This window comes from Sporosarcina sp. E16_8 (genome assembly GCF_017347095.1).
Taxonomy (GTDB): Bacteria; Bacillota; Bacilli; order Bacillales_A; family Planococcaceae; genus Sporosarcina.
The window spans coordinates 251,436-273,268 of the sequence record NZ_JADPRZ010000003.1; the positions used below are offsets into that span (position 1 = coordinate 251,436).

Annotated in this window: 23 protein-coding genes; 2 read left to right on the top strand and 21 right to left on the bottom strand. The window is 41.2% G+C overall.

The genetic code is table 11. The features are described 5' to 3' along the window. Positions 1-127: 127 nt before the first annotated feature. The 14 genes from spoIVA to prsW all read right to left on the bottom strand — a co-directional run bounded on the left by spoIVA (position 128) and on the right by prsW (position 13,178). On the bottom strand, positions 128-1,606 hold the full coding sequence (spoIVA, locus tag I2484_RS04640; protein ID WP_207149857.1) for a stage IV sporulation protein A: 1,479 nt from the start codon (positions 1,604-1,606) through the stop codon (positions 128-130). Between the two features lie 77 nt (positions 1,607-1,683). After that, positions 1,684-2,406, bottom strand: coding sequence for a hypothetical protein (locus tag I2484_RS04645; protein WP_207149858.1), 723 nt, complete (start codon positions 2,404-2,406; stop codon positions 1,684-1,686). Then, on the bottom strand, positions 2,406-2,600 hold the full coding sequence (locus I2484_RS04650) for a DUF2768 domain-containing protein (RefSeq protein WP_481886374.1): 195 nt from the start codon (positions 2,598-2,600) through the stop codon (positions 2,406-2,408). The genes I2484_RS04645 and I2484_RS04650 overlap by 1 nt, the downstream gene beginning before the upstream one ends. Before the next feature lie 200 nt (positions 2,601-2,800). Further along, positions 2,801-3,823 (bottom strand): NAD(P)H-dependent glycerol-3-phosphate dehydrogenase, encoded by a 1,023-nt coding sequence (locus I2484_RS04655; protein WP_207149860.1) that lies wholly within the window; start codon positions 3,821-3,823, stop codon positions 2,801-2,803. A gap of 33 nt (positions 3,824-3,856) precedes the next feature. Next, complete coding sequence (gene der, locus I2484_RS04660; protein WP_207149861.1) at positions 3,857-5,167, bottom strand: ribosome biogenesis GTPase Der; 1,311 nt, start codon at positions 5,165-5,167, stop codon at positions 3,857-3,859. Positions 5,168-5,478: 311 nt separating this feature from the next. Next, the gene (locus I2484_RS04665) at positions 5,479-5,700 is read right to left on the bottom strand and encodes a transcriptional regulator (protein WP_207149862.1); all 222 of its coding nucleotides are present in this window, start codon (positions 5,698-5,700) and stop codon (positions 5,479-5,481) included. A gap of 116 nt (positions 5,701-5,816) precedes the next feature. Further along, positions 5,817-6,506, bottom strand: coding sequence for a peptidoglycan recognition protein family protein (locus I2484_RS04670; protein ID WP_207149863.1), 690 nt, complete (start codon positions 6,504-6,506; stop codon positions 5,817-5,819). 357 nt (positions 6,507-6,863) lie between these two features. Further along, positions 6,864-8,012, bottom strand: coding sequence for a 30S ribosomal protein S1 (gene rpsA / locus I2484_RS04675; protein WP_207149864.1), 1,149 nt, complete (start codon positions 8,010-8,012; stop codon positions 6,864-6,866). A 78-nt stretch (positions 8,013-8,090) separates the two neighbouring features. Next, positions 8,091-8,675, bottom strand: a complete 585-nt coding sequence (locus I2484_RS04680) for a lysophospholipid acyltransferase family protein (protein ID WP_207149865.1) — start codon at positions 8,673-8,675, stop codon at positions 8,091-8,093. Continuing rightward, positions 8,672-9,349, bottom strand: a complete 678-nt coding sequence (cmk, locus tag I2484_RS04685) for a (d)CMP kinase (RefSeq protein WP_207149866.1) — start codon at positions 9,347-9,349, stop codon at positions 8,672-8,674. Before cmk ends, I2484_RS04680 begins: the two co-directional genes overlap by 4 nt. A 132-nt stretch (positions 9,350-9,481) precedes the next feature. Continuing rightward, positions 9,482-10,123, bottom strand: a complete 642-nt coding sequence (locus I2484_RS04690; protein ID WP_207149867.1) for a flagellar brake protein — start codon at positions 10,121-10,123, stop codon at positions 9,482-9,484. Positions 10,124-10,248: 125 nt separating this feature from the next. Beyond that, the gene (locus I2484_RS04695; protein WP_207149868.1) at positions 10,249-11,535 is read right to left on the bottom strand and encodes a PepSY1/2 domain-containing protein; all 1,287 of its coding nucleotides are present in this window, start codon (positions 11,533-11,535) and stop codon (positions 10,249-10,251) included. Between the two features lie 93 nt (positions 11,536-11,628). After that, the gene (gene sleB / locus I2484_RS04700) at positions 11,629-12,420 is read right to left on the bottom strand and encodes a spore cortex-lytic enzyme (protein WP_207149869.1); all 792 of its coding nucleotides are present in this window, start codon (positions 12,418-12,420) and stop codon (positions 11,629-11,631) included. Between the two features lie 74 nt (positions 12,421-12,494). Then, the gene (gene prsW, locus I2484_RS04705; protein ID WP_207149870.1) at positions 12,495-13,178 is read right to left on the bottom strand and encodes a glutamic-type intramembrane protease PrsW; all 684 of its coding nucleotides are present in this window, start codon (positions 13,176-13,178) and stop codon (positions 12,495-12,497) included. A 60-nt stretch (positions 13,179-13,238) separates the two neighbouring features. Here prsW and I2484_RS04710 point away from each other — a divergent pair, with 60 nt between their 5' ends. Next, positions 13,239-14,177 carry an asparaginase gene (locus I2484_RS04710; RefSeq protein WP_207149871.1) on the top strand — a complete coding sequence of 313 codons (939 nt, stop codon included), beginning with the start codon at positions 13,239-13,241 and terminating at the stop codon, positions 14,175-14,177. Between the two features lie 607 nt (positions 14,178-14,784). On the opposite strand, the gene I2484_RS21360 is transcribed toward I2484_RS04710, so the two are convergent. From I2484_RS21360 to I2484_RS04745, 7 genes are all read right to left on the bottom strand, one after another. Then, a complete protein-coding gene (locus I2484_RS21360) occupies positions 14,785-14,952 on the bottom strand; it encodes a nucleoside triphosphate pyrophosphohydrolase family protein (RefSeq protein ID WP_255551088.1) in 168 nt (55 codons plus the stop codon). A gap of 259 nt (positions 14,953-15,211) precedes the next feature. After that, positions 15,212-15,439 (bottom strand): hypothetical protein, encoded by a 228-nt coding sequence (locus I2484_RS04720; RefSeq protein WP_207149872.1) that lies wholly within the window; start codon positions 15,437-15,439, stop codon positions 15,212-15,214. A gap of 518 nt (positions 15,440-15,957) precedes the next feature. Next, entirely contained in the window at positions 15,958-16,932 is a 975-nt protein-coding gene (locus I2484_RS04725; protein ID WP_207149873.1) for a YpdA family putative bacillithiol disulfide reductase, read from the bottom strand. A gap of 19 nt (positions 16,933-16,951) precedes the next feature. After that, entirely contained in the window at positions 16,952-17,737 is a 786-nt protein-coding gene (locus tag I2484_RS04730; protein ID WP_207149874.1) for a metallophosphoesterase, read from the bottom strand. A gap of 375 nt (positions 17,738-18,112) precedes the next feature. Then, positions 18,113-18,775: a LysM peptidoglycan-binding domain-containing protein gene (locus I2484_RS04735; RefSeq protein ID WP_207149875.1), complete on the bottom strand. Its 663-nt coding sequence runs from the start codon at positions 18,773-18,775 to the stop codon at positions 18,113-18,115. 139 nt (positions 18,776-18,914) lie between these two features. Continuing rightward, entirely contained in the window at positions 18,915-20,351 is a 1,437-nt protein-coding gene (locus I2484_RS04740; RefSeq protein ID WP_207149876.1) for a RecQ family ATP-dependent DNA helicase, read from the bottom strand. After that, entirely contained in the window at positions 20,351-21,391 is a 1,041-nt protein-coding gene (locus I2484_RS04745; RefSeq protein WP_207149877.1) for a YpbB family protein, read from the bottom strand. Before I2484_RS04745 ends, I2484_RS04740 begins: the two co-directional genes overlap by 1 nt. A 109-nt stretch (positions 21,392-21,500) precedes the next feature. Here I2484_RS04745 and I2484_RS04750 point away from each other — a divergent pair, with 109 nt between their 5' ends. Beyond that, the gene (locus I2484_RS04750; protein ID WP_067210431.1) at positions 21,501-21,752 is read left to right on the top strand and encodes a ferredoxin; all 252 of its coding nucleotides are present in this window, start codon (positions 21,501-21,503) and stop codon (positions 21,750-21,752) included. Positions 21,753-21,833 lie beyond the last annotated feature (81 nt).

Genomic DNA, 21,833 nt, shown 5'->3' on the forward strand with positions numbered 1-21,833 from the left:
TCTAATACTGTAAAAAGAGTATCACAAGAAAATCCCTGATGCAACAATATTATCGCGTAATCGCTAATTTCATGCACTTTTAGCTAAAAAAACGGAAAAAGATCCGCTTTTGACGGATCTTTTTCCTTTATACGATAAATGTAATCATGCCTTTATTTCCATCGTTCACCATCTGTTCAATCGTCTCTCTTAGACGTTTTCTTGCTTTCATCGGAACGGAAGCTGTTTTGAAGCGGATGCTTTCCTTCATAACTTCATGAAGCGGTGTTCCGAAAAGCTGTGTTTCCCATAAAGCCTCTCTATCATGCAAATAAGCATTCTTTAATTCTTTTAATAGATGATGACTATGAAATTCGGAGCCGATTAATGGAGAAAATTCAGCTTCCATATCAACCCGAATAATGTGAAGTGACGGTGCTGTTGCTTTCATGCGAACGCCGAAAAAGTTGTTCTGTTTGATGAGTTCCGGTGCGGAAGGATTGAAATCCTCAATTGTTGGAAGAGCAACTCCATAGCCTTGTTTTCTAGCTGTATCGATTGCTTCCGAGTACATGTCGTATGATTTTTTCGCTTTGGCCGCTTCCTGAACAAACAACAACCAATCTTTTTTCGAACCGATTTCCTGTCCCATAATCCCTTCACAAATTTCACGGAAAGCCTGTTCATCCATAGAGATTTTCACGATTGCTTTCCCTTTACCAGCATCTACTTCAATGACTTCTGCATGCTTAACATATTTTTCGTCTTTTAAACTTTCTGCCAACTCCTGTATCTTGCGAATTTTTGATACACCCAAAAATCCTTCATTTATCACTCTGTCGATGTTGGCATTCAGTTCATGTTCGCTTCCGAGTACTTCCATCCAATCTGGTTTTTGGATTTCAATATCAGAAATCGGAAATTCGTATAATGCTTCTTTTAAAATAAGTTGAATTTCCTGTGCGTTTAACTGATCTGCACTAATCGCAATGACAGGAACCCCATATTTTTCATGCAGCTCTTGTCTTAATGAGACCGTCCTGTCATTGGCCGGCATTTTAGAATTCAGAACAATAACAAATGGCTTGCCAATATCTTTCAACTTATTAACAATTTCCTCTTCCGCAACTTGGGCTGCTGCCCGCGGAATATTGTTTACTGTTCCATCCGTCGTAACAAGAATACCAATCGTAGAATGATCACGAATCACCTTATCTGTACCAATACGCGCCGCTTCTTCAAATGGTATTGGTTCGTTATGCCAAGGTGTGTGAACCAGTTTCGGGCCATTCTCATCTTCGTAGCCTTTTACACCGTCAATGACATAGCCAACGCAATCTGCAAGCCTGATTTGAAACTTCAGCTCACCGTCTCCTACAGATACCGAAGTCCCCTGGGCGGGTACAAATTTCGGTTCTGAGGTCATGATGACTGAACCTGGTGAACTTTGAGGAAGCTCATCCTGCGCACGAATTCGATCCGACGCTTCCGTCATATTCGGAATAACGACTTCTTCCATAACTCTTTTCACGAACGTAGATTTCCCTACACGAACAGGACCGACGACACCGATATATATATCACCGTCTGTACGTCTAGCCAGATTTTCATATAATTCCTCTTTCATTCTATCGTCCTCCTTTAGATGCGCATATTAGTTTATGTAAAAAAAAAACGTTTCATGCACGTGGCATGAAACGTTTTTCAATTTGATTTTTTCATGAATATTGGTTCGTTGTCTTCATTCACCGTATAAGGTAATGAATAGGCCGGTAAAACGGGATAGTTATCCGTTAATAGGAAACGAATATCCTCTCCCGGTTTTACAGTCTGGGGCTTTTCTTGCAACATCCGGTTTAAGTCAATCGAGTAATCAATGTAAAAAATGCCATCCCCACCGATAACAATCGGTAAGATTGCATTTGAATAGGGGCTAGGGACCGTCAGCGGCTCTTTAAAGCCCATTGCTTCAAAATCAACAGCGTAGACATGATCACCCACGGACTCCTTGAATGGAGCTCTGCCATTGACGTTTTTCCTTAGGTTTAAATCACGAATATGTTCCGCTGTACGTAAGTCAATAAGCTTTACCGTCGGGTTTGTTTCAACGTCTATTAATACATATTGATAGATCCCACCCGTTTCATATGCATTCGAAGGCATTTTTTCCGTGTAAGCTGGTACAACTTTGGAGAAATCAATGGGATATTTGATGTAAATATCGATTTCAAGGTCACGTGTTTTGATGGGCAATAATCCTCCCGTATTTTGCTGATAAGCATCGACCGCTTTTTGCATTGATTCCAATTGATCAGCATACGGGATTTCCTGTCCAGTTGTTTTTTCAGATGGGTACATACATCCCGATAGAACAAAAACCAATGAAGATAGGAAGAATAGCCCGATTTTTTTTACTGAAATAGTCATCATGCCCCCCCTGTCGGCCCATTAAACACGAGATAAATCATCGCTAAAAATGAGAAGATTAGTAAAGAATAGGCTACTATAGCAAATATGAATTTCAATACTTTATTTTGCAGCTTATTCCGGCTCGCATAAATAAGACCCATGGAAATAACCATGAATCCCATTGCATAGAACGACAGCCACATTTTATCCATCGAGGACAAAGGAAGTCCTCCTTTCGTATAATCAGTTTTCAAAAAGAAAGATGACAAGGACCATTGAGTACTAGGAAGCACAGCCCGAAGCCCCCTCCCCGCTTATACGCAACGTGCTGGCTTTTTTAATACGCGAGGAGTGCAGGAGCTAGCTGACAACTTAATCTGAAGGCGATTTCCACCTTTTCCGAATTATAAAGTCAACGGTTGCCGAAGAGATCTTCAACTTCCTGCTTCTTCATACGGTTCATAAGTTGGTCCACAGCTTGTTTTGGCGGTACGCCTTCAAACAGTATGGAGTACAGTGCCTCCGTGAGCGGCATAGAGACCCCATGCTGGGCTGCAAGCTGATGCGCCGCTTTAGCTGTCCGAACACCTTCAATGACCATACCCATGCCTGATACGACCTCGTCTAGACTATTCCCTTTTCCGAGCATATTGCCCGCTTTCCAATTGCGTGAATGAACACTCGTACATGTTACTATCAAATCGCCGAGACCTGTCAAACCCGAAAATGTAAGTGGATTCGCACCCATTTTCACGCCAAGCCTTGAAATCTCCGCTAATCCACGCGTAATAAGCGCAGCTTTGGCGTTATCGCCATATCCTAGTCCATCAGAAATACCGGCTGCCAATGCAATTACATTTTTAAGCGCAGCTCCGATTTCCACTCCAACTATATCCGGATTTGTATAGACACGGAAATAATGGTTCATAAATAGATCCTGAATCTTTTCTGCCGCTTCCAAATCGAATGATGCAGCTGTTACTGTCGTCGGATGACGCAGAACAACTTCTTCAGCATGACTTGGTCCTGATAGAACGACAATAGCCGTCGTTTTCGAGGAATCTAGCTCTTCCGAAATCATTTCGGAGATCCGCTTCAACGAATCCGGTTCAATACCCTTTGAAACATGGACAATCAATTTAGGGCTGATTGCCATTGCATTCAGTTCGGTACAGACATCACGAATTGCTTTTGTGGGAACGGCGATGATGACAATATCGCTATGCATCGCCGCTGCTTCCAAATCTGATGTTGCTTTCAAATTAGTTGGTAACGAAATACCCGGTAAATATGAATTATTTGTATGATTTTCGTTAATTTCAGCGGACTGGTCTGAACGCCTCGCCCAAAGTAAGCAATCATGACCATTTTCAGCAAGGACAAAAGCAATCGCTGTTCCCCAGCTTCCGGCTCCGATAACAGTAACTTTTTTCATGTCATACAGACATCCTTTCTCCCGTAACGTCGATCAGCTTCTTGCCCGAGTAATAATCCTGATTGGAGTTCCTTCGAAGCCAAATGACTCCCTAAGACGGTTTTGTAAAAAGCGTTCATAAGAGAAGTGCATGATTTCTACATCGTTCACAAAGACGACGAAAGTTGGCGGCTTAACAGCTACTTGCGTAGCATAATAAATACGCAATCTACGTCCTTTATTATTAGGCGCCGGGTTTCGTGCAACGGCATCTTCAATCACTTCGTTCAAGACACTCGACTGAATACGTAGTGCGTGGTTGTCATTAACAATTTTAACTTTCTCAAACAAAGTATTAACACGCTGTTTCGTTTTTGCCGAAACAAAAGAAATCGGAGCGTAGTCGAGGAATTGGAAATTATCTCGGATGTCCGCAATAAACTTATTCATCGTCTTATCATCTTTTTCGACAGCGTCCCACTTATTGACAACAAACATAACGCCTTTTCCTGCGTCTTCTGCGTAGCCAGCGATTCGCTTGTCCATCTCACGTATGCCTTCTTCACCATTGATAACGATGAGAACAACATCGGAGCGGTCAATCGCTTTTAGTGCACGAAGAACAGCATATTTCTCCACATTTTCATACACTTTTCCTTTTTTACGCATACCAGCAGTATCAATAATCTTATACTTCTGTCCATCATATTCATAAGCCGTATCGATAGCATCTATTGTTGTTCCAGGTATGTCACTGACGATGACCCGTTCCTCACCTAAAAACGCATTGACAAGTGATGATTTCCCAACATTCGGTCTCCCTATTAACGAAAACCGTATGACATCTTCTTCGATTTCTTCATCGCCTGGTTCTGGGAAATCGTTCGCTACTGCATCAAGCAAATCCCCTAAACCTAGGCCATGTGCACCGGATATCGGGTAAGGTTCTCCGAATCCAAGGGAATAGAAATCATAAATCATGTCCCGCATGTCTGGATTATCAACTTTGTTTACAGCAAGTACGACAGGTTTTTTCGTTTTGTACAATATCTTGGCAACTTGCTCATCAGCATCTGTTACCCCTTCACGACCATTCACAAGGAAAATAATAACGTCTGCTTCATCTATTGCAATCTCTGCTTGTAATCGGATTTGCTCAAGAAAAGGCTCGTCTCCAATATCTATTCCTCCTGTGTCAATTAGATTGAACTCATGTGCGAGCCAATCTGCGGAGCTATAAATACGGTCACGTGTAACACCCGCAACGTCTTCTACGATTGAAATTCGTTCACCAACGATTCGGTTAAAAATTGTCGATTTCCCGACGTTCGGCCTACCGACGATCGCTACAGTTGGTTTATTCATAATCTAACATCCTTCCAGCTTATCTTCTGCATATTATACACAATAATCATTAACTCGTCTAAACAGGCACATTTACAACTGTAAACACTGTCTTTGTCACACTACGACAGTATATCATTATCTCCGGGCAAACGGACAAAAAAACGCATCGTGCCAGTTACTGATGCCATTTTTGTCCTTCAAATTGTGGCAGCCAGCGGCACTACCCACTGGCTACCAAAGTTCATACAGAACAATCTCAGGTGCGGAAAAGCACAAAGAGATCCACTTCGGCGCCCAGTATAGACACCGCATTCAATGCTTAACCTTAACTAGATCACCGTATTTCCTTCCACTATAATAGGAACAAGTGCCAGCACATTGTCTATTTTAAAAGCACGATTGGAATTACGAAGAAAACAGTATGCACAAAACGATACCTCGCCTACTTGCAGCACCCTAATTCTGCGCTTACTAATTTGACCGTCCTTCGCCATGTAAATCATATTCAATGACTCATTGTACTTCATGGATTTGACCAATTGATTACGCACACTCATTCCCTCCCTTACCACCAGCATACGGAGCGAACGTTCTGTTTATGACAAATAAAAAAGACGACCGTCCCTGAGGGATTTGCCGCCTTTTGGTTTCTTCTACCTTAATTACCTCACTTGCGCTGATCAATAATGACTTTTAGTGCAAGTGCATCATCTAGTGACAACTTGCCAGCCTTATAGTCTGTTAACCATTTGTCGGAAATCAATCCTTCTTTAAGGGCATCTGATAAGAATTCTTCGTAAGCGACTTTGAGTGCTGTAGAGCTCGGATTAAACATGCGTATATCCTCCTTTGGTGGCGCCGGGGTATTCAATTCTGCCAAGCGTTTGGCGATGGTATTACGAACGGTAGTCATACGCCCTTCATCTATGATACGATGAGGGCATTTTTTACCACTCCAATCCCGATGCCATTTCACGCGATCAATATTCCACCCATATTGCTTAAGTAAGCGTGCTATATAGTCGATGGCATTTTTTTCCGCTTCCACATACCTTGGACCACCTGATTCCGAATAACAGACTTCGATTCCTATGGATTTACGGTTCCCCGCGCCTTCACCGTCCCCAGCATGCCAACCATTGCGTGTAAACGGAATGGCTTGTACTGCGTGTTTATCATCGATCGCCACATGGTACGACGTCGCGGTCGTATTCCGCGTCATAAAAGCAATTTCATTGATTGCCGTTGCATCATTGGCCGTATTGTGGATGGTGATGTATTCCGGTGTCATCGGGTACGTCGCTTTTAGTGGATAGAGGGACACCGGAATGTAGTTGTTTATTATTGTATATGGCATATTATTCACCTTCTTTCTTTACTAAAGTCTTGCCGCCGGATTACAAGCCGCTTACCAATAATCCAATCATCGCGCCGACAAGAAAATACCTACTCCTATTATTATATGAAACGATTTAGACAACCCCAATGACAATTTCTAAAAAACATAGTAATTTGGAAACGATTAGATTTGGACATCACCCCAATCATAATCGCCGCACGACCGAGCATATACCCCCACGGGCTAAATTCATAATAATTCCCAATAAAAAAAGATGATGATACCCAATAATGGGCATCATCATCCATTCAAATTCTCGTTCACAACGTTAACAAACCAGTCATATTTAGCAAATAAAACATCATTTCACCCTACTCAGTCTCTAGTCGAAAAATTCTTCAGCTTATCTCCGATGACCTCGCCCAGTGAAAAACCTGATGCTTCTTCTGGTATCTCATAATTTACGTAAGTGTTATTGTCTTCTTTTTCGATCAGATCTTTAATGCTCAAAGATAAACGCTTATCATCCGAATTGACTTCTAGCACTTTAACATTAATTTTTTGACCTTCTTTCAACACTTCATGCGGAGTGCCGATGTGCTGGTGGGAAATACGTGAAATATGAACAAGGCCTTCGACACCAGGGAACACTTCAACAAATGCACCATATGAGACGAGACGTTTCACAATCCCTTCAAACGTCGATCCTTTAGGAGCCTTCTCCTCAATTCCTTCCCAAGGACCAGCTAATGTATCCTTGATGGAAAGTGAAATCCGTTCTGAATCACGGTCGATTGAAAGGATTTTCACCTTCACTTTGTCGCCCTCTTTTAAAACGTCTGAGACTTTCTCGATGTGTTCATGGGAAAGTTGAGAGATATGAACAAGTCCATCAATGCCGCCGATATCAATAAAAGCACCGAATGTTGCAAGACGCTGAACAGTTCCCTCCAGTATTTCGCCTTCTTTAAGATTATCCAAAACCTCACCTTTTTGTGATGCTTTTTCTTCTTGGATAACTGCGCGATGAGATAGAATTAAACGATTTTTCCCTTTATCCATTTCAACAATTTTAAATGTCATCATACGGCCTTTATATTCTTCAAAAGTTTCGACGAAATAATCTTCAACGAGTGATGCCGGAATGAATCCACGTACGCCAAGGTCAACAACTAGTCCGCCTTTAACAACGTCTTTTACTTCCGTTTCGATTGTTTCTTTATTATTGAATTTCTCTTCAAGAGAACCCCAAGCATCTTCCGCATCGACTTTACGTTTTGAAAGGACATAATTATCTTCTTCCACTTTTGTGATAATCAGTTCAAGTTCGTCACCTTCTGAAACTACATCTTCAGCTTTCTCAATGTGAAGGCTCGATAGTTCGCTGATTGGAATAACACCATCAAATGGCGCTCCCGCAATTTCAACTGTCACAGACTTTTCTTCGATTTTAGTCACTTTCCCAGTAACACGGTCACCTTCATTGTGGATGTTCGCTGTTTCTAAGTTAATGTCTTCAGTCATTATGTAGTCCTCCTTCATAAAGAATCCTACTTCTATATTATGCGAATCTATTCAAAATAACAAAAAATTACCCTTATCTTATTTATTTTGTTCGATAAGTTTTTGAATTTCACTCATGATGACCTCTGTCATGTCTTCAGCTGAAGTCCTATTTTCACGATATGTCGTCAGATCGAGCGGTTTGCCATAGACAACTTTCAATCTTCTAAACGCTTTGTAAGGCCCTATAATTGCACAAGGCACTACTACCGCATCGCCACCCTTAAGCGCGAAGAAGCCAGCACCTGCAAGCCCTTTACCAAGTTCACCCGTCTTACTTCTCGTCCCTTCCGGAAACATCCCGACAACTTTCCCCGATTTGAGGATTTTCAATGTATTCCGGAATGCTTCTCTATCACTCATACCTCGTTTCACAGGATATGCATTCACTTTCGGAAGAATGCTTTTTAGCAACGGCATTTTGAATAACTCTTCTTTTGCCATGAAGTGAACAGGTCTAGGACAAGTGCTGCCAACAACCGGAGGATCGACATTATCAATGTGATTTGTGCAAAGTAGAACGCCTCCTTGTTTCGGGAAGTTCTCCGCACCAATCACTTTAATACGATATAACGGATAAAAGATTGCACTGCAGAGAATTTTACCTAAAGGATATAAGTTCATAAGTTCATCCTCTTTTCTGCAAGTTCAATGATTTTTTCCGCCACATCTGTAATAGACATCGAAGTCGTATCGATAAGAACGGCATCATCCGCTTGTCTGAGTGGAGATACTTCTCTTTCACTATCCGCACGATCACGTTCAGCAATTTCAGCTTTCAATTGCTCAAGAGATGTTGTAAAGCCACGCTTTTCGTTTTCTATATGACGTCTCATTGCCCTCTCCTCAACAGAGGCTGTCATGAAAATCTTTAATTCCGCATCCGGCAGGACAGCTGTTCCGATATCGCGCCCATCCATTACAACACCTGCACCAATGGCTAATTGTCGCTGTTTATCAACCATCAGCTGACGGACACCCATATGAGTAGCGACGGAGGATACAGAAGCCGTCACTAATTGTGAACGGATGTCTTCTGTTACGTCTTTACCATCAACGATGACCGCTTGGCCGTTTATAGACGGCCTAAGAACAATTTCCGTCTCCACCAATAACTTTTCAAGTTCTTTTCCATCATTGGTATTTATGTTGCGAACTAACGCTTTATGCGTAAGTGCACGATACATTGCACCTGTGTCGATATACGTATAGCCCAATTTTTCAGCTGTAATTTTAGCAATTGTACTTTTTCCAGCCGCAGCCGGACCATCAATTGCGATTCTTATTTCTAATGCCATTTCATCTACCCCCGTAGTCAATTAGACAATATTGTATCACAAGAAAAGCGTAAGCGCCTTGGTTAGCTTGTCAAAAACCGCACAATTTAAAAGGGGAAAGTCCTATTCACACAGACTTTCCCCTACTAGATTCTATTTTTCATTTCTCATTTGCAACTGCCGTTCAAAACAGAATCGGATAACATATTGACGCTCAACCTGATTGATTGTCTCGAATTTCAGTGAAGCAATATGTCTGCCATCTTTCTCCCAAACCCTAATAACCCTTGCATCAGCATTAACATATTTAATATCACGGTTCATGAAAGGTAGCACGATAGTCAGCGATAGCAGCTCGTCTTCATTGAATGTATCGGGGTTAAGCAGAGTGAGAGCAGCTCCACCCGCACTAAGATCTGCCGCCACATACTGGGTGAAACGTCCATCTTTCTCAACTGCAATATCGATTGCTGATTCTACCCGAACAAACTCACGTCGTTGAATCTTGATAAGCTGTTCATCGCCAGGATAAGATAATTTAATCATGGGAATTCCCTTATTAAACCGGCCGCCCACTTCAGTCCGGAAAGCATAGGACATTTTCATACTGTCTATGAATGTAACGAGCAACTGCGTGCCATCCATAAAAAACGCTGTCCGTCCCGTCTCAATATGGGTTGGATAGTCAATCATTATGAACCCGTCTCCTATATCAACCACTTTACTTTTGAACTTTTCGCTATCTTTTGTAAAATCTTTATCGATAACAATAATCGTCCCAACCGAAAGTAGCATATTATAGCACCTGCCATCCCTATATCATATGGTCTAGCTTCAGGCGCTATCGGCGCGTGTCACTAGACATAAATACTATTATGTCATGACGGGTTGGAAATTCCAATGACTATTTACACTTCATTTTACTGTAATTTCTCGGTTTTTATCACTTCCGAGGTCTCCGTATCGACGATTACAGCATATGTGCCTATTTGCTCATTCTCATTTATCGTGACTGTCAAATAATGTGCTAATCTTTGTTCTAAGCGATCATTTTCAACATATGCATACTCTTCTTTGACAATATCGACGCCCGAGTGGAAAAATGTTTTCCAATTCTTTTTAGTTATCGGCTGTCGTGAGGTCTTCTCCTTACGAATATACTCGGATGCATCCAGACCGACGATGCCTGCATTATCTTTTGCAATCTTTAAATGGATTACATCTGAAAATACTTTCGCCCCATATTCCGGTTCTACCCTGACAAACACCATATGCCACGCCGTATTATTTTCCCTTGCTTCCTCGTAAACAAGGTCCTTATAACCTGCATCCTTCAAAAACGTTTCAGCTTTCTTTTTAAGATCTTCGTAGGGAAGGCTTTCCTTACCAAATGGCCTTTCTGTAAGGAATGATAGGATATGACCTCCTTTTTCCGTGATGTCAATATAACCGACTGACTCAGCTTCAGCAAAACGAATGTGATAAAACGGATAAGGTGAGCCTGGTTGACTCATTTCTACACCGATTGTTTCATTAGACAGATGCGGGAAAATCTTTTTGAATTCAGCTATTGCCTCTTCACGTGTCACTTCTGGATCTGCCATATTTTTCAAATCTTTTTTCTTCATTGAATCGGACTCACTTGCCGTCAGTGGGAAATCACTCTCCGTATACTGCTTTACACTGGTACCCATACCAGTCCAGTCATGGCCCGAATCAGCAACATCCAATCTCTTTTTCCAGCCGTCTATCGATAAATTCCCACTCACCATGCCGGAAGTTGCAACTTGCCACTCATCTGCCATTGAACGAAGGTTCTTAGATGCCAGCTCCATAACCCGGTGATATTCGACGTTATCGGCTGCTCGGTCAGCTTCTTTTGCATAATTACCAAGACGTCCAAGATAATTCATCCACGATGTCGAAAAGCTTGGATCCAACGGTAATGAAGAAACAGAGTTTTTAATATCGGATGACAGACGCCAAATGTCATCGCGTGCTTTTGAGGAGCCATCCGCCTCGTTAAACAATAAAGTCTTTTTCACCGCAGTATCCAATTCTTCTAGTTTCTTTGATGCATCTGTCATTTTATTGGCGTATTGTCCACTTAATGCGATAGATAGTTGTTCATTTTCAGCTGCTTTTCCGTATGAAAAGATTGAAAGTACCGCTATCGAGTACACTAATACAAAAATCATTTTTTTCATATTTTGGCAAAATATCGCCGGAAACTTTCGTTGTTTCCGGAAACTTTCGCCTCCCCTCCTTTATCACAAGTTTTCAATGCTTTCGCGTGTTGATTAATTGGCGAAAATATGCAATCCTATTTTTTTAATTTGAGGTCGTGACCAAATCCATTTGCTTGTCGCTGTAATTGGATTAAAGTAGTAAATTGCATTTTCGGAAGGATCCCATCCATTAATAGCATCAAGAACAGCCTCCTTTGCCCGTTCGTTCGGTGTCAGCCAAATTTGCCCGTCAGCGACCGCAGTGAAAGCAAGCGGTTGGAAGATGACACCACCAACCGTATCCGGGAAATCTGGATGTTCAATCCGGTTTAATATGACTGCAGCTACAGCAACTTGCCCTTCGTAAGGTTCTCCTCTTGCCTCACCATAGACAGCGTTCGCCATCAATTTGAGATCCTGATCCGAATATTTTGCGGGCAATTGAACATTTTCTGTTTTACCTGCTCCTTGGCCCACCTGAGATGAAAGCGGTTTACTTCCGTAATACGTAAACTTATTCCCTTTATTCAAATTATCTTTTACGAATTTCTCATCATACTGTGACGCATCCACCAATTTCTTTCGAGTCTTCAATCCTGCAATTCCGTCTACCGGAAGTCCATACTTCTCTTGAAAGTTGCGCAATGCCCAATAGGTTCCATAGCCGAATGTCCCATCAATCTTCCCTGTATAATAACCAATATACTGAAGCCGCGACTGCAGCTCGATTACATCGTCTCCAAATGCGCCGCGTGCGACATTTTGAGAGCTGAATGCTTTTATTTGTACAGGTGAGGTTGCATATGCACATCCAAGGAGCAAGATGATTATTACCATACGTGTTACCAGTTTTTTCACTTTCATTCCTCCTTTTTCTATAGTTTGTCCAAAATTATTAATATTATTAACAAATAAAAAATGATCCAGCAAAAGCTGAATCATTTCGTGCTCGTTCGTGCTTTGCGTCTAAATTGTTGCATCGCGAACGTATGGGCATATTTAACTCTAGTTAAGCCGAACCACCAAAGGAACAGCATGAAAGGGATAATCAGATAAAGCCAGAGATTGTCTACAGTGAGGATTCCATTATAGATAAAGTGAAGACTATACGGGGCTAGGAATGCTAGAAACAAATACATATTGATGTTTGATTCTACAGCAAATTTTGCTCGGCCAATATAATAGCCCATTACTACACCAAATAGAGCATGACTTGAAACAGGCAGTAAAGCCCGTAAAAATGCGGTATCCGCTCCAAATGCAAGTAGATAGATAATATTTTCAACCGTCGCAAAACCTAAAGATACGCTTGCACCATATAGGATTCCATCATATGCATCTTCAAATTCAACATGCCTATAAATGGCTAGTAATAGGATAAGCCATTTAAAAAACTCCTCAAGCCCGCTCGTAAAAACAACATTTCGAATGAAATAGTTAGAGAAGATGTTTTCCTCTTCAAATACGTGTTGAATGAACATTATCGGAAAAGTCATGATAGCGCCGTATATGAATGTATGGAATAATGTAAGTGATGGTTCTTTTGCAATCTGTTTTCTTAAATAAAAATAGCTAAATAGCGCTAATCCCGGCGCAATCGCTACAGTGAATAATATGAACATCGGCCGGCCCCCATTCCGCTATATTATACCATGATTTCCCTTAAAAAGGAGGAACTACATATGAAGAAAAATATTCTACTTGTTCATACAGGCGGCACGATATCAATGGAACTGGATACAAAAACCGGCGGCGTTATGTTAAGCGCGGCAAATCCTCTCGCATTAGAAATCGACAACATTCAGCAATTTGCAAACATATCAGAAGTAGAGGCTTTCAATTTACCTTCTCCGCATATTACACCTGAACGAATGCTGGAACTCGAAGCACTGATTTCCCGTCTTATGAAAAATAATTCCTTTGATGGCATTGTCATTACACATGGCACTGACACGCTTGAAGAGACAGCGTATTTCCTAGAGCTCTCTACGAACTTCAATATTCCTATTGTTTTAACAGGTGCAATGCGTTCTTCCAATGAAATCGGATCGGACGGCGTCTATAACCTGATGTCAGCAGTCAGAGTTGCCGCATCAGACGATGCAAATGGTAAAGGGGTACTTGTCGTGCTTAATGACGAAATTCATACTGCGACGAATGTGACTAAAACACATTCTAGCAGTGTCTCTACCTTCCAAAGTCCACAATACGGACCCATCGGCATCGTAACAAAGTCAGCCATTCATTTCCACCATGCACCATTATCACGAACTTTTCTGCCTGTTGGCTCCATCAATAAAAAAGTAGCCATGTTTAAAATCTATGCCGGAATGGAATCCGACTTGCTTGTTTCGATAACTTCTCTCGGCTATGACGGAGTCGTACTTGAAGGACTCGGACAAGGGAACGTCCCACCTGATTTGGTCGTTGGAATCAGACATCTACTTTCTGAAGGCCTTCCAGTTATATTAGTTTCCCGATGCTTCAACGGGATTGCGCAGGATATTTATGCGTACGAGGGCGGAGGAAAGATGCTGAAAGATATGGGCGTACGCTTCGAACACGGGCTCAGCGGCCAGAAAGCTCGTTTAAAGCTATTGCTTGAACTGTGTTCAGTATGAAGTTGTAATCGGTCGACATGGACGAAAAAAGGATGTTGATATGCAATTTGTCGAAAATCACGTTAGTATAGCATCAACTAGTTTTCAAATTATTCTAATTAGCTATCGGAACGGGATCCCTCTTTCTGTTGAAGAATTTCAACCAATTAGAGATTTGTTAAAATTAGAATGAGTTAACGCCCAAAAATCGTTAGACACACGGAAATGCTGCAACTATAGATTATTATGAAAATAGATTTGTTCGTGTGATTTCATAACAAAAAAACACCATCAAACAAATTTATGTAAATCAAAAAAAGATGTAGCCATTTTTTCTGGTCACATCTTTTTTCTGTTGTTATGTTTTTATTTCATGGCCCTGTTAAATAATAAAGTTGATAATTCGCCAAAGAAGAGGACCAATTACTCTCCACCTGTAAACTTCTTATTGAACTAACATACCATTAGTTCAATCCCCTAATTTCTTTTCCGTTTTGACTAAGAATTTTTCCCATGCTACACCACTATCGATATTTATGCGTTCAGCCAAATTGATCAGCCACCATATGCATTCTCCAATCTTATATTCAAGTTCTGTTTCAGTTTCCCCATTTATTGACCAACGACCCTATTGAGACATTGTTAGACGACCGACCAAACCAGCATCTGTTAGGAAAGCTAACGCATCTTCTTCTACTGACCATTCTTTTTCATGATATTGTCGTTCTAAACGATGGTAGAGTTGCCTTAACTGTATAGAACGGTTTACAACTTCACTAAAATTCATATTTTTCATTTTGTGTCCTTTCTTTTATAGACATCTATTGTTCACCAGTTTGCGTATTGGCAAGGGCTCCACCAAGAAACATATGTTCTCATTAGTGTTGTAACCTTAATCTAAATGAATACACAACAATAATTACTTCGACTAACCTGCCAATTGGTTGAAGTACACTCACTATACATGAGCTAGCATACAATTAAACAGATGGAGTGGATCCCATTAAACTAATCTGCTTAGTTATAATGAGAAGGACATTAACAACCTTCTGCATTTAATGTATCTGATATATGAAGAATTTCCCATCGAAATAATCTTCGTGTGTCAAAACTGATTCAAATGGTTCTCCTTCGCATTTTCCAATCTTTTTATATTCACCTTTTGCTTCGATTAACTTACAATCTTCAAGCTCAATGAATCGGATCCTATGCCAATCGAGTATCATTCCATAATCATTTTCACGGACTATATGACCCGTCACCGGATGCGCCAACATTTTCATTCCGTTTCCCCCTATTAATACACGTCAATTTCACTTTTTTCGATACCAGATGTGAAAATGCTGTGATATATTCTCCTTCAAATGCATATACACCAAGATGCTCGACCATAAATGTTTCATCATCCAGCCCTATTCACACTATAAAAGATCGAAACCATTTCTCGTCAACCATTCCGTGTGAATTAGTGTTTGTCAGCACTATTTTTTAACTCTCCTCTACCATTTTACCTACCTTACGCAATAAATTTCAATATAATTTATATGGTAACTTTAACCTAAACTTTCCAAAATTATTTATATTAAGAACAATAGAGCAAGCGCCTGTTCAGCCCCGACAAGTAGGTTTGATGAAGTTCAATCCCTCCCCACGTTTTATGGGCCCAGAGGCCAGACGCTGGAGTCTAGACGTAAATTCGCTTTGTTACAACTTATCCACAGTACAAAATTTCATAATTTCCTAGACGACAAAAAAGGCTACTCTCCCTCCTGCTTGAATCAGGTGGAAGAGTAGCTTGTTTTCATTTCACGGCATTTTGTTTTAATGCAATCTCATGGGCTATTAATTCACCATGAAACTTACCATTTTCGATGAAAATCTCATTGGCATTATTCCCCGCAGCAATAACACCTGCAATAAAGAGCCCTTCGACATTCGTTTCCATTGTTTCTTCATCGAAATAAGGACGACCACTTTCCTCTTCAATCGAAATGCCAACCTTTTTTAAGAAAGTATGGTCCGGATGATAGCCAATCATTGCAAAGACATAATCATTTTCAATTTCAAACAATTCCCCCGCAATTTCAATCGAGACGGAAGCCTCAGTAATTTTGACGACATCCGCATTAAAATGCATGGCAATTTCACCACCTCGAACGAGGCTATCGAATCCAGGTAAAATCCATGGCTTAACACTTGGTGAATAATCGGAACCACGGTAAACAACTGAAACCAACGCACCAGCACGTTCCAATTCAAGAGCAGCATCGATTGAAGAGTTCTTTCCTCCAATAATAACGACCTTTTTTCTGAAGTAAGGATGTGCCTCTTCAAAATAATGGAATACGTTGGGGAGATCCTCTCCTTCAATACCGAGTTTATTTGGATTGTCGTAGTAGCCAGTCGCGATTACCACATTGGTTGCTAAATACTCTTCTTTATCCGTCAAAATATGGAATCCCGTACTTAGTTTCGTAACATCCTCTACCCTTTCAAAACTATTGATAGGAATTTCTTTCAGTTCCGCAACTTTCCTGTAATAAACAAGTGCGTCATTACGCTTCGGTCTATCTATAGCCGTGATGAATGGAATATCCCCAATAGATAACTTCATGCTTGAACTGAAAAACGTCTGATGCGTCGGGTAATGATAAATCGAATTGACGATATTTCCTTTTTCGATAACAAGAACATCAAGCCCCTGTTTTTGCAATTCTATTGCCGCCGACAGTCCACACGGACCTCCCCCTACAACAATTACATCTTTTTGTATCATTTTAGTTAAAACACTCCTTTTATACACTTTCTCCATAATTTACGACGATGACGTGGCATTCAGGCGCTGCACCAAGCCTCAGCGGCAACGTAGACGTGCCATATCCATTGCTGATTAGCTTCGCCCTGCCCTTCTTCAATCGGAACGCTCCTTTTTCCTGCAGACCGTATTTACCGATTCGAATTTGTCCGCCATGTGTATGCCCCGCAAGCATCAATCGAGGCTCATATAACTGCTCCACTTTCCTGAATAGCGAAGGCGTATGTGTGACCAAAATAATATTGTCATACTGATTAACAAAACGGAGAGTCGAGTCGATATCGACATTACGACTTGATGGATCGTCTGTTCCAGCTATGCCCCAACATGCGTGCCCGGGAACAGCGACACTCTCGTTGTCAAGGATTTTCCCGCCATAACGGGTAATAAGCTCTCTCATTTCTACTTCGCCAACTTCACGGTCATTATTACCCCAAACATAAAACAGCGGTCCCAATTGCGCTAACTTACGAATATTTTCAGCTATCCGTGTTAGGGGTACACCTCTTTCGGCAAGATCGCCCCCGATGATGACAATATCGATTTCATGGGTAGATTGAACTTTCTCAAGCAACTTGTCATCGATTTTACGCCGATGGATATCCGAAATGAAAAACACCGACATTTTTTTGTCAACCTGACCGCCAGACGAGACATCCATGTTATGGTAAACCACATTCCGTCTTCTAGCACTCATAAACATGTATATTAAAAATCCAATCATCAGTGAAACCGATGATCCTATCATTTTATTAACCGTAACCATGCCCACCTTTCTTAAGTAAAGCCCAAGAGCCTTGGTAGACCCGAAAAACGGTGGCCGACTAAATTCGTCACGTACTGTGGCAACGTTGGCACTAGAACGTCCTGTACGTCGGATGGCCTTAAGATAAAGGCGCACTTTAGCCTTTATTTTATGGACTGAAGCGACAGAGGGAGGCAGCCTGAGATCGCGACCTCCTATCGCAACAAAGAGGGATGCCTTCTTAAGTCCCTCTCCGCTGCCTAACCCACTTCGTGCGGGTCCAGTGGCTAGGCGCAGGAGCTAGACACTGTTCCGTGTCGAAAACCTACACTTTCCTACTATTCATAAGAAAAAGGCAAAGAATCTACACTTCGCCTTTTTTCACACTGCTATTTCTCAAGGTATGACTAGCGTCTGTCCAACCCCGATTTCATTTGATGATAAACCGTTCGCACTTTTAATCTTGTCGACGCCATCGCCGTTACCATAGTATTTCAATGAAATACGATAAAGGTTTTCATTACTGCCAACCGTATGGGTTTTTGCTACTGGCTTAGGCTCAGGTTTTACTTCCGGTTTCTTCTCCGGCTTAGGTTCTACTTTTACTTCTGGTTTCTTTTCTGGTGCTGGATTGACATTCACGACAGGTTTAGAAACTGGTTTCTCCTCAACTTTTGCTTCGGGTTCAGTTTTCTCAGCACTCTTTTCTTCTTCTTTACTAGTTGCTTTTTTTTCATCGTCTTTATCAGCAACAGTAGTGTTTCCAACTGGCTTCTCACTATTCATTTCAAAGAGTGTGCCGGTGTCCCCACCTTTTGCTGACGTACGATCACCCGGAGTATAAAAATCTGAAATAATATACACTAAAATGAGTACCGGAATAAGTGTGAATAGACCAAGAATAACATTAATCATCGTATGGCTGGATTTCTTTTTAGGCTTACGACCTTTCCTATGCAATTCGCTACGCGATGGAAGCTTGCTAATGTCATGACCATCGTCTAGACCGATTTCCTTCCTGTGCTCTTCAAAGTCAGTCTTATAATCATCATTTTTCATCGCTACATTCTCCTATCACATGGTGCTATTCTTTCATTATGACGAATTTTGTCGTAAAAATCAAATACATCTTGGTGTATTTGCGCCGAGGTTAGCAGGTGTACTTCTGCTGAATTACGTTATATCGACAAAGAACCCTTTATCCAAGAAGCCCTGTAAGCCTTTCCTCCCAATCCATCAATCGTTTATCCGAAACGATTGATTTTTGTGCATTAAGTATTAAACCATCTGCTGTTCCGCAAACCGAACAGCAATACTTCGGTTTCATTCCACATGCCTCACCGTAAAATTCTAAAATCTCTTCTCGAATACATCTTTCCGAATGAACTAATCGAAGCATTATCTGTAGTTGTTCCTCTTTTTCACGTATTAATTCATTCATCCTAAAAATGACATCTTCAATCGGCATCCGTTCGATATAGTAGTCTATGACACGTTTTCCGGTTTCGCTAATTCGTGCCAGCTCAGCAGCTTCAGCAGGCGGGTAATTCTCTGTAAGAAGACTTTCATAGTGCTTGATTTCCCATTCTTGAGGAATATCATCTTGGATGATGAAGCGAGTTCTTCCTTCATCATCGGACGAAAAAAGTAACGTCGCTGCCGATAATTCACCATCACGTCCCGCACGCCCCACTTCCTGAATGTAACTCGCAATGGCTTGAGGTACATGTTCATGAATCACTTGACGGATATCGTCTTTATGTATACCCATTCCAAACGCATTTGTAGCACATATCCAGCTAATTTCACCATTGATAAATTGTTCCTGTATGAACGCTCGATCTTCTTGCTCTTTGCCAGCGTGATAAGCTGCCACAGCAACACCTTCCTCCTGAAGAAGGAGAGATAGTTCATCCGCCCGCTTGCGCGATGCAACATAAATGATTCCAGGTCCCGCCATTGTTACTATACGGTTCTTAATCCAATCCGTTTTCATATTTCCATTATCGACTTTGACAATTGAATAAGAAATATTTGGGCGGTCCAGCGAATGTTGATGAATTGCAGGCATTCGAAGTTGCAAATACCGGCAAATATCAGCCTTTACTTTATCATCTGCTGTTGCCGTGAGAGCCAAAATACCCGGTCGATTCAATCCTTCAAAAAATTCACCTAGTCGCAAATAATCCGGTCTAAAATCAAATCCCCATTGAGAAATACAATGAGCCTCATCGACAACGATTAACGACAAATGAATGTTACGTAAATGAGCAGCGACATTTTTTTGCAACAACATTTCAGGTGATATGAAAATGAATTTATAGCGGCTTAATTCCCCCATTATCCTTTTTTTCTCAGCATAAGAAAGAAATGAGTTTAACGCAACAACCCGTTTTTCGCCGTTCCTTTTCATGATTGCCACCTGGTCTTCCATCAACGCGACGAGTGGTGAAACGATTAAGACTGTACCTTCAAATACATAGGCAGGTAATTGGTAGCAAAGTGACTTCCCTATACCTGTAGGTAAAATAGCAATTGTGTCCTTGCCTGCAATCACGTCTCGTATGACATCTTCTTGACCTGCCCTGAATTGATCAAAACCGAATCTTTCTTTTAATAATTTGTGAATAGCCATTAGTTCCCTCCTCCCGTCCGCGCGCCTAAAATAAGACGAAGTTGAAAATAGGAGAGCTTTTCGAATTCAGATTTCAGCAAGCGAAGTCTACGGGTACCAATTTCCTTCACTTTTGCAGCTACTGCTTCTGCATCTTCCGCAGAAACAAACTGTGTTAGGGGAAATTCTGCGTCATTAATAGACATTTCTACAAAATGATCTTCAATTGTACTCTTTTTCAAGTTGCGCGCCGTCACAATTTCATCTAGAGAAAAGCCACGATCGAAAAGCCGCTTCGTTTTTACAGATGAATCCGTCAAATATGTTGAAACCTTGACACTATCAGCTAGTTTTCGCAAAAAAGGCAAATCAGAAGACGGTATAATGACAGCAAGCATCATATGTAGGCCTTCTATAAATAATAGACGGATGTCGAATGGATTTAGTTTCAACTTTTCTGCTAACTGATCCCATGTCCAGCCTGTCAGACCGAAACCACTTAGGCGATGAGTGATAATTATTTTTTGTCTTTCATCCATTTCACTTCGAGTAAGACATAGTCGAATTTCCTCGCTGATGCCATCAGCAAATACAGGATCACTAATTCGCTGATTATGTAGTAGCATTTTAACAAAAGATTGAATATCACGGTCTTTTTGAGCGGGCATGAACGACTTGTGCTTTGCTTTGAAATTCGAAACCGTCTGCACAGCGAGCGATAATCTTCCGTAAAAGATCATTTCTCGACCTCTATAATCCCAGCCGTTAAATCTATAGGTAGGTGATTTTCCTGCTTCCATACGACCTTGCTCCGTCAATTTGACGAAGGAATCATCCATCGTTGAGATGAAACCCCAATCCCTTAATTGGTTAGCCGCCTCATCGAATCGTTCAGCTGTCAGTTTCGGTACTATTCCAAAGAATTCTTTCAGGCCATAATATTCAACATCTTGCAGTGTTTGTCCCGATCGTTTGCCGCGTAATAGGTGAAGTCCTGCATAGATTGTACGTTCACCGTCTATTCTGCCTATGATGGTTAATAGTATTGAAGATAGTTTCATTTTGAATTCCTCCGATTAACAAATGTTTTTTGTTGAAAACTCTTGTCAACATCATTAGAATGAAAGGTGAAGTAAATTGTTTGTACGGAGAAAAGAGGAGAGAAAGACTATGCCTAAATATACAATCGTTGATCAGGATACATGTATAGCGTGTGGTGCGTGTGGAGCTGCTGCCCCGGATATATACGATTATGATGACGAAGGAATTGCTTACGTTATCCTCGATGATAACATGGGAACAGCTGAAGTTCCAGAAGAACTGATGGAAGATCTAGAAGACGCTTTCGATGGCTGTCCAACCGATTCTATCAAAACCGCTGATGCACCATTTGATGGCGATGCACTTAAATACGAAGATTGACTATATACATTGAATAAATGAATACCTATATAAAATGAGCGAAGGCAGCATTCAAGGGGTAGCCAAAGCCATAAGACTGGC

Coding starts and splice junctions, on each gene's coding strand:
- spoIVA (WP_207149857.1), bottom strand. CDS start 1,606: ATGAAAGAGGAATTATATGAAAATCTGGCTAGACGTACAGACGGTGAT.
- I2484_RS04645 (WP_207149858.1), bottom strand. CDS start 2,406: ATGACTATTTCAGTAAAAAAAATCGGGCTATTCTTCCTATCTTCATTG.
- I2484_RS04650 (WP_481886374.1), bottom strand. CDS start 2,600: ATGGATAAAATGTGGCTGTCGTTCTATGCAATGGGATTCATGGTTATT.
- I2484_RS04655 (WP_207149860.1), bottom strand. CDS start 3,823: ATGAAAAAAGTTACTGTTATCGGAGCCGGAAGCTGGGGAACAGCGATT.
- der (WP_207149861.1), bottom strand. CDS start 5,167: ATGAATAAACCAACTGTAGCGATCGTCGGTAGGCCGAACGTCGGGAAA.
- I2484_RS04670 (WP_207149863.1), bottom strand. CDS start 6,506: ATGCCATATACAATAATAAACAACTACATTCCGGTGTCCCTCTATCCA.
- rpsA (WP_207149864.1), bottom strand. CDS start 8,012: ATGACTGAAGACATTAACTTAGAAACAGCGAACATCCACAATGAAGGT.
- I2484_RS04680 (WP_207149865.1), bottom strand. CDS start 8,675: ATGAACTTATATCCTTTAGGTAAAATTCTCTGCAGTGCAATCTTTTAT.
- cmk (WP_207149866.1), bottom strand. CDS start 9,349: ATGGCATTAGAAATAAGAATCGCAATTGATGGTCCGGCTGCGGCTGGA.
- I2484_RS04690 (WP_207149867.1), bottom strand. CDS start 10,123: ATGCTACTTTCGGTTGGGACGATTATTGTTATCGATAAAGATTTTACA.
- I2484_RS04695 (WP_207149868.1), bottom strand. CDS start 11,535: ATGAAAAAAATGATTTTTGTATTAGTGTACTCGATAGCGGTACTTTCA.
- sleB (WP_207149869.1), bottom strand. CDS start 12,420: ATGAAAGTGAAAAAACTGGTAACACGTATGGTAATAATCATCTTGCTC.
- prsW (WP_207149870.1), bottom strand. CDS start 13,178: ATGTTCATATTATTCACTGTAGCGATTGCGCCGGGATTAGCGCTATTT.
- I2484_RS04710 (WP_207149871.1), top strand. CDS start 13,239: ATGAAGAAAAATATTCTACTTGTTCATACAGGCGGCACGATATCAATG.
- I2484_RS21360 (WP_255551088.1), bottom strand. CDS start 14,952: ATGAAAAATATGAATTTTAGTGAAGTTGTAAACCGTTCTATACAGTTA.
- I2484_RS04720 (WP_207149872.1), bottom strand. CDS start 15,439: ATGAAAATGTTGGCGCATCCGGTGACGGGTCATATAGTCCGTGAAAAT.
- I2484_RS04725 (WP_207149873.1), bottom strand. CDS start 16,932: ATGATACAAAAAGATGTAATTGTTGTAGGGGGAGGTCCGTGTGGACTG.
- I2484_RS04730 (WP_207149874.1), bottom strand. CDS start 17,737: ATGGTTACGGTTAATAAAATGATAGGATCATCGGTTTCACTGATGATT.
- I2484_RS04735 (WP_207149875.1), bottom strand. CDS start 18,775: ATGAAAAATGATGATTATAAGACTGACTTTGAAGAGCACAGGAAGGAA.
- I2484_RS04740 (WP_207149876.1), bottom strand. CDS start 20,351: ATGGCTATTCACAAATTATTAAAAGAAAGATTCGGTTTTGATCAATTC.
- I2484_RS04745 (WP_207149877.1), bottom strand. CDS start 21,391: ATGAAACTATCTTCAATACTATTAACCATCATAGGCAGAATAGACGGT.
- I2484_RS04750 (WP_067210431.1), top strand. CDS start 21,501: ATGCCTAAATATACAATCGTTGATCAGGATACATGTATAGCGTGTGGT.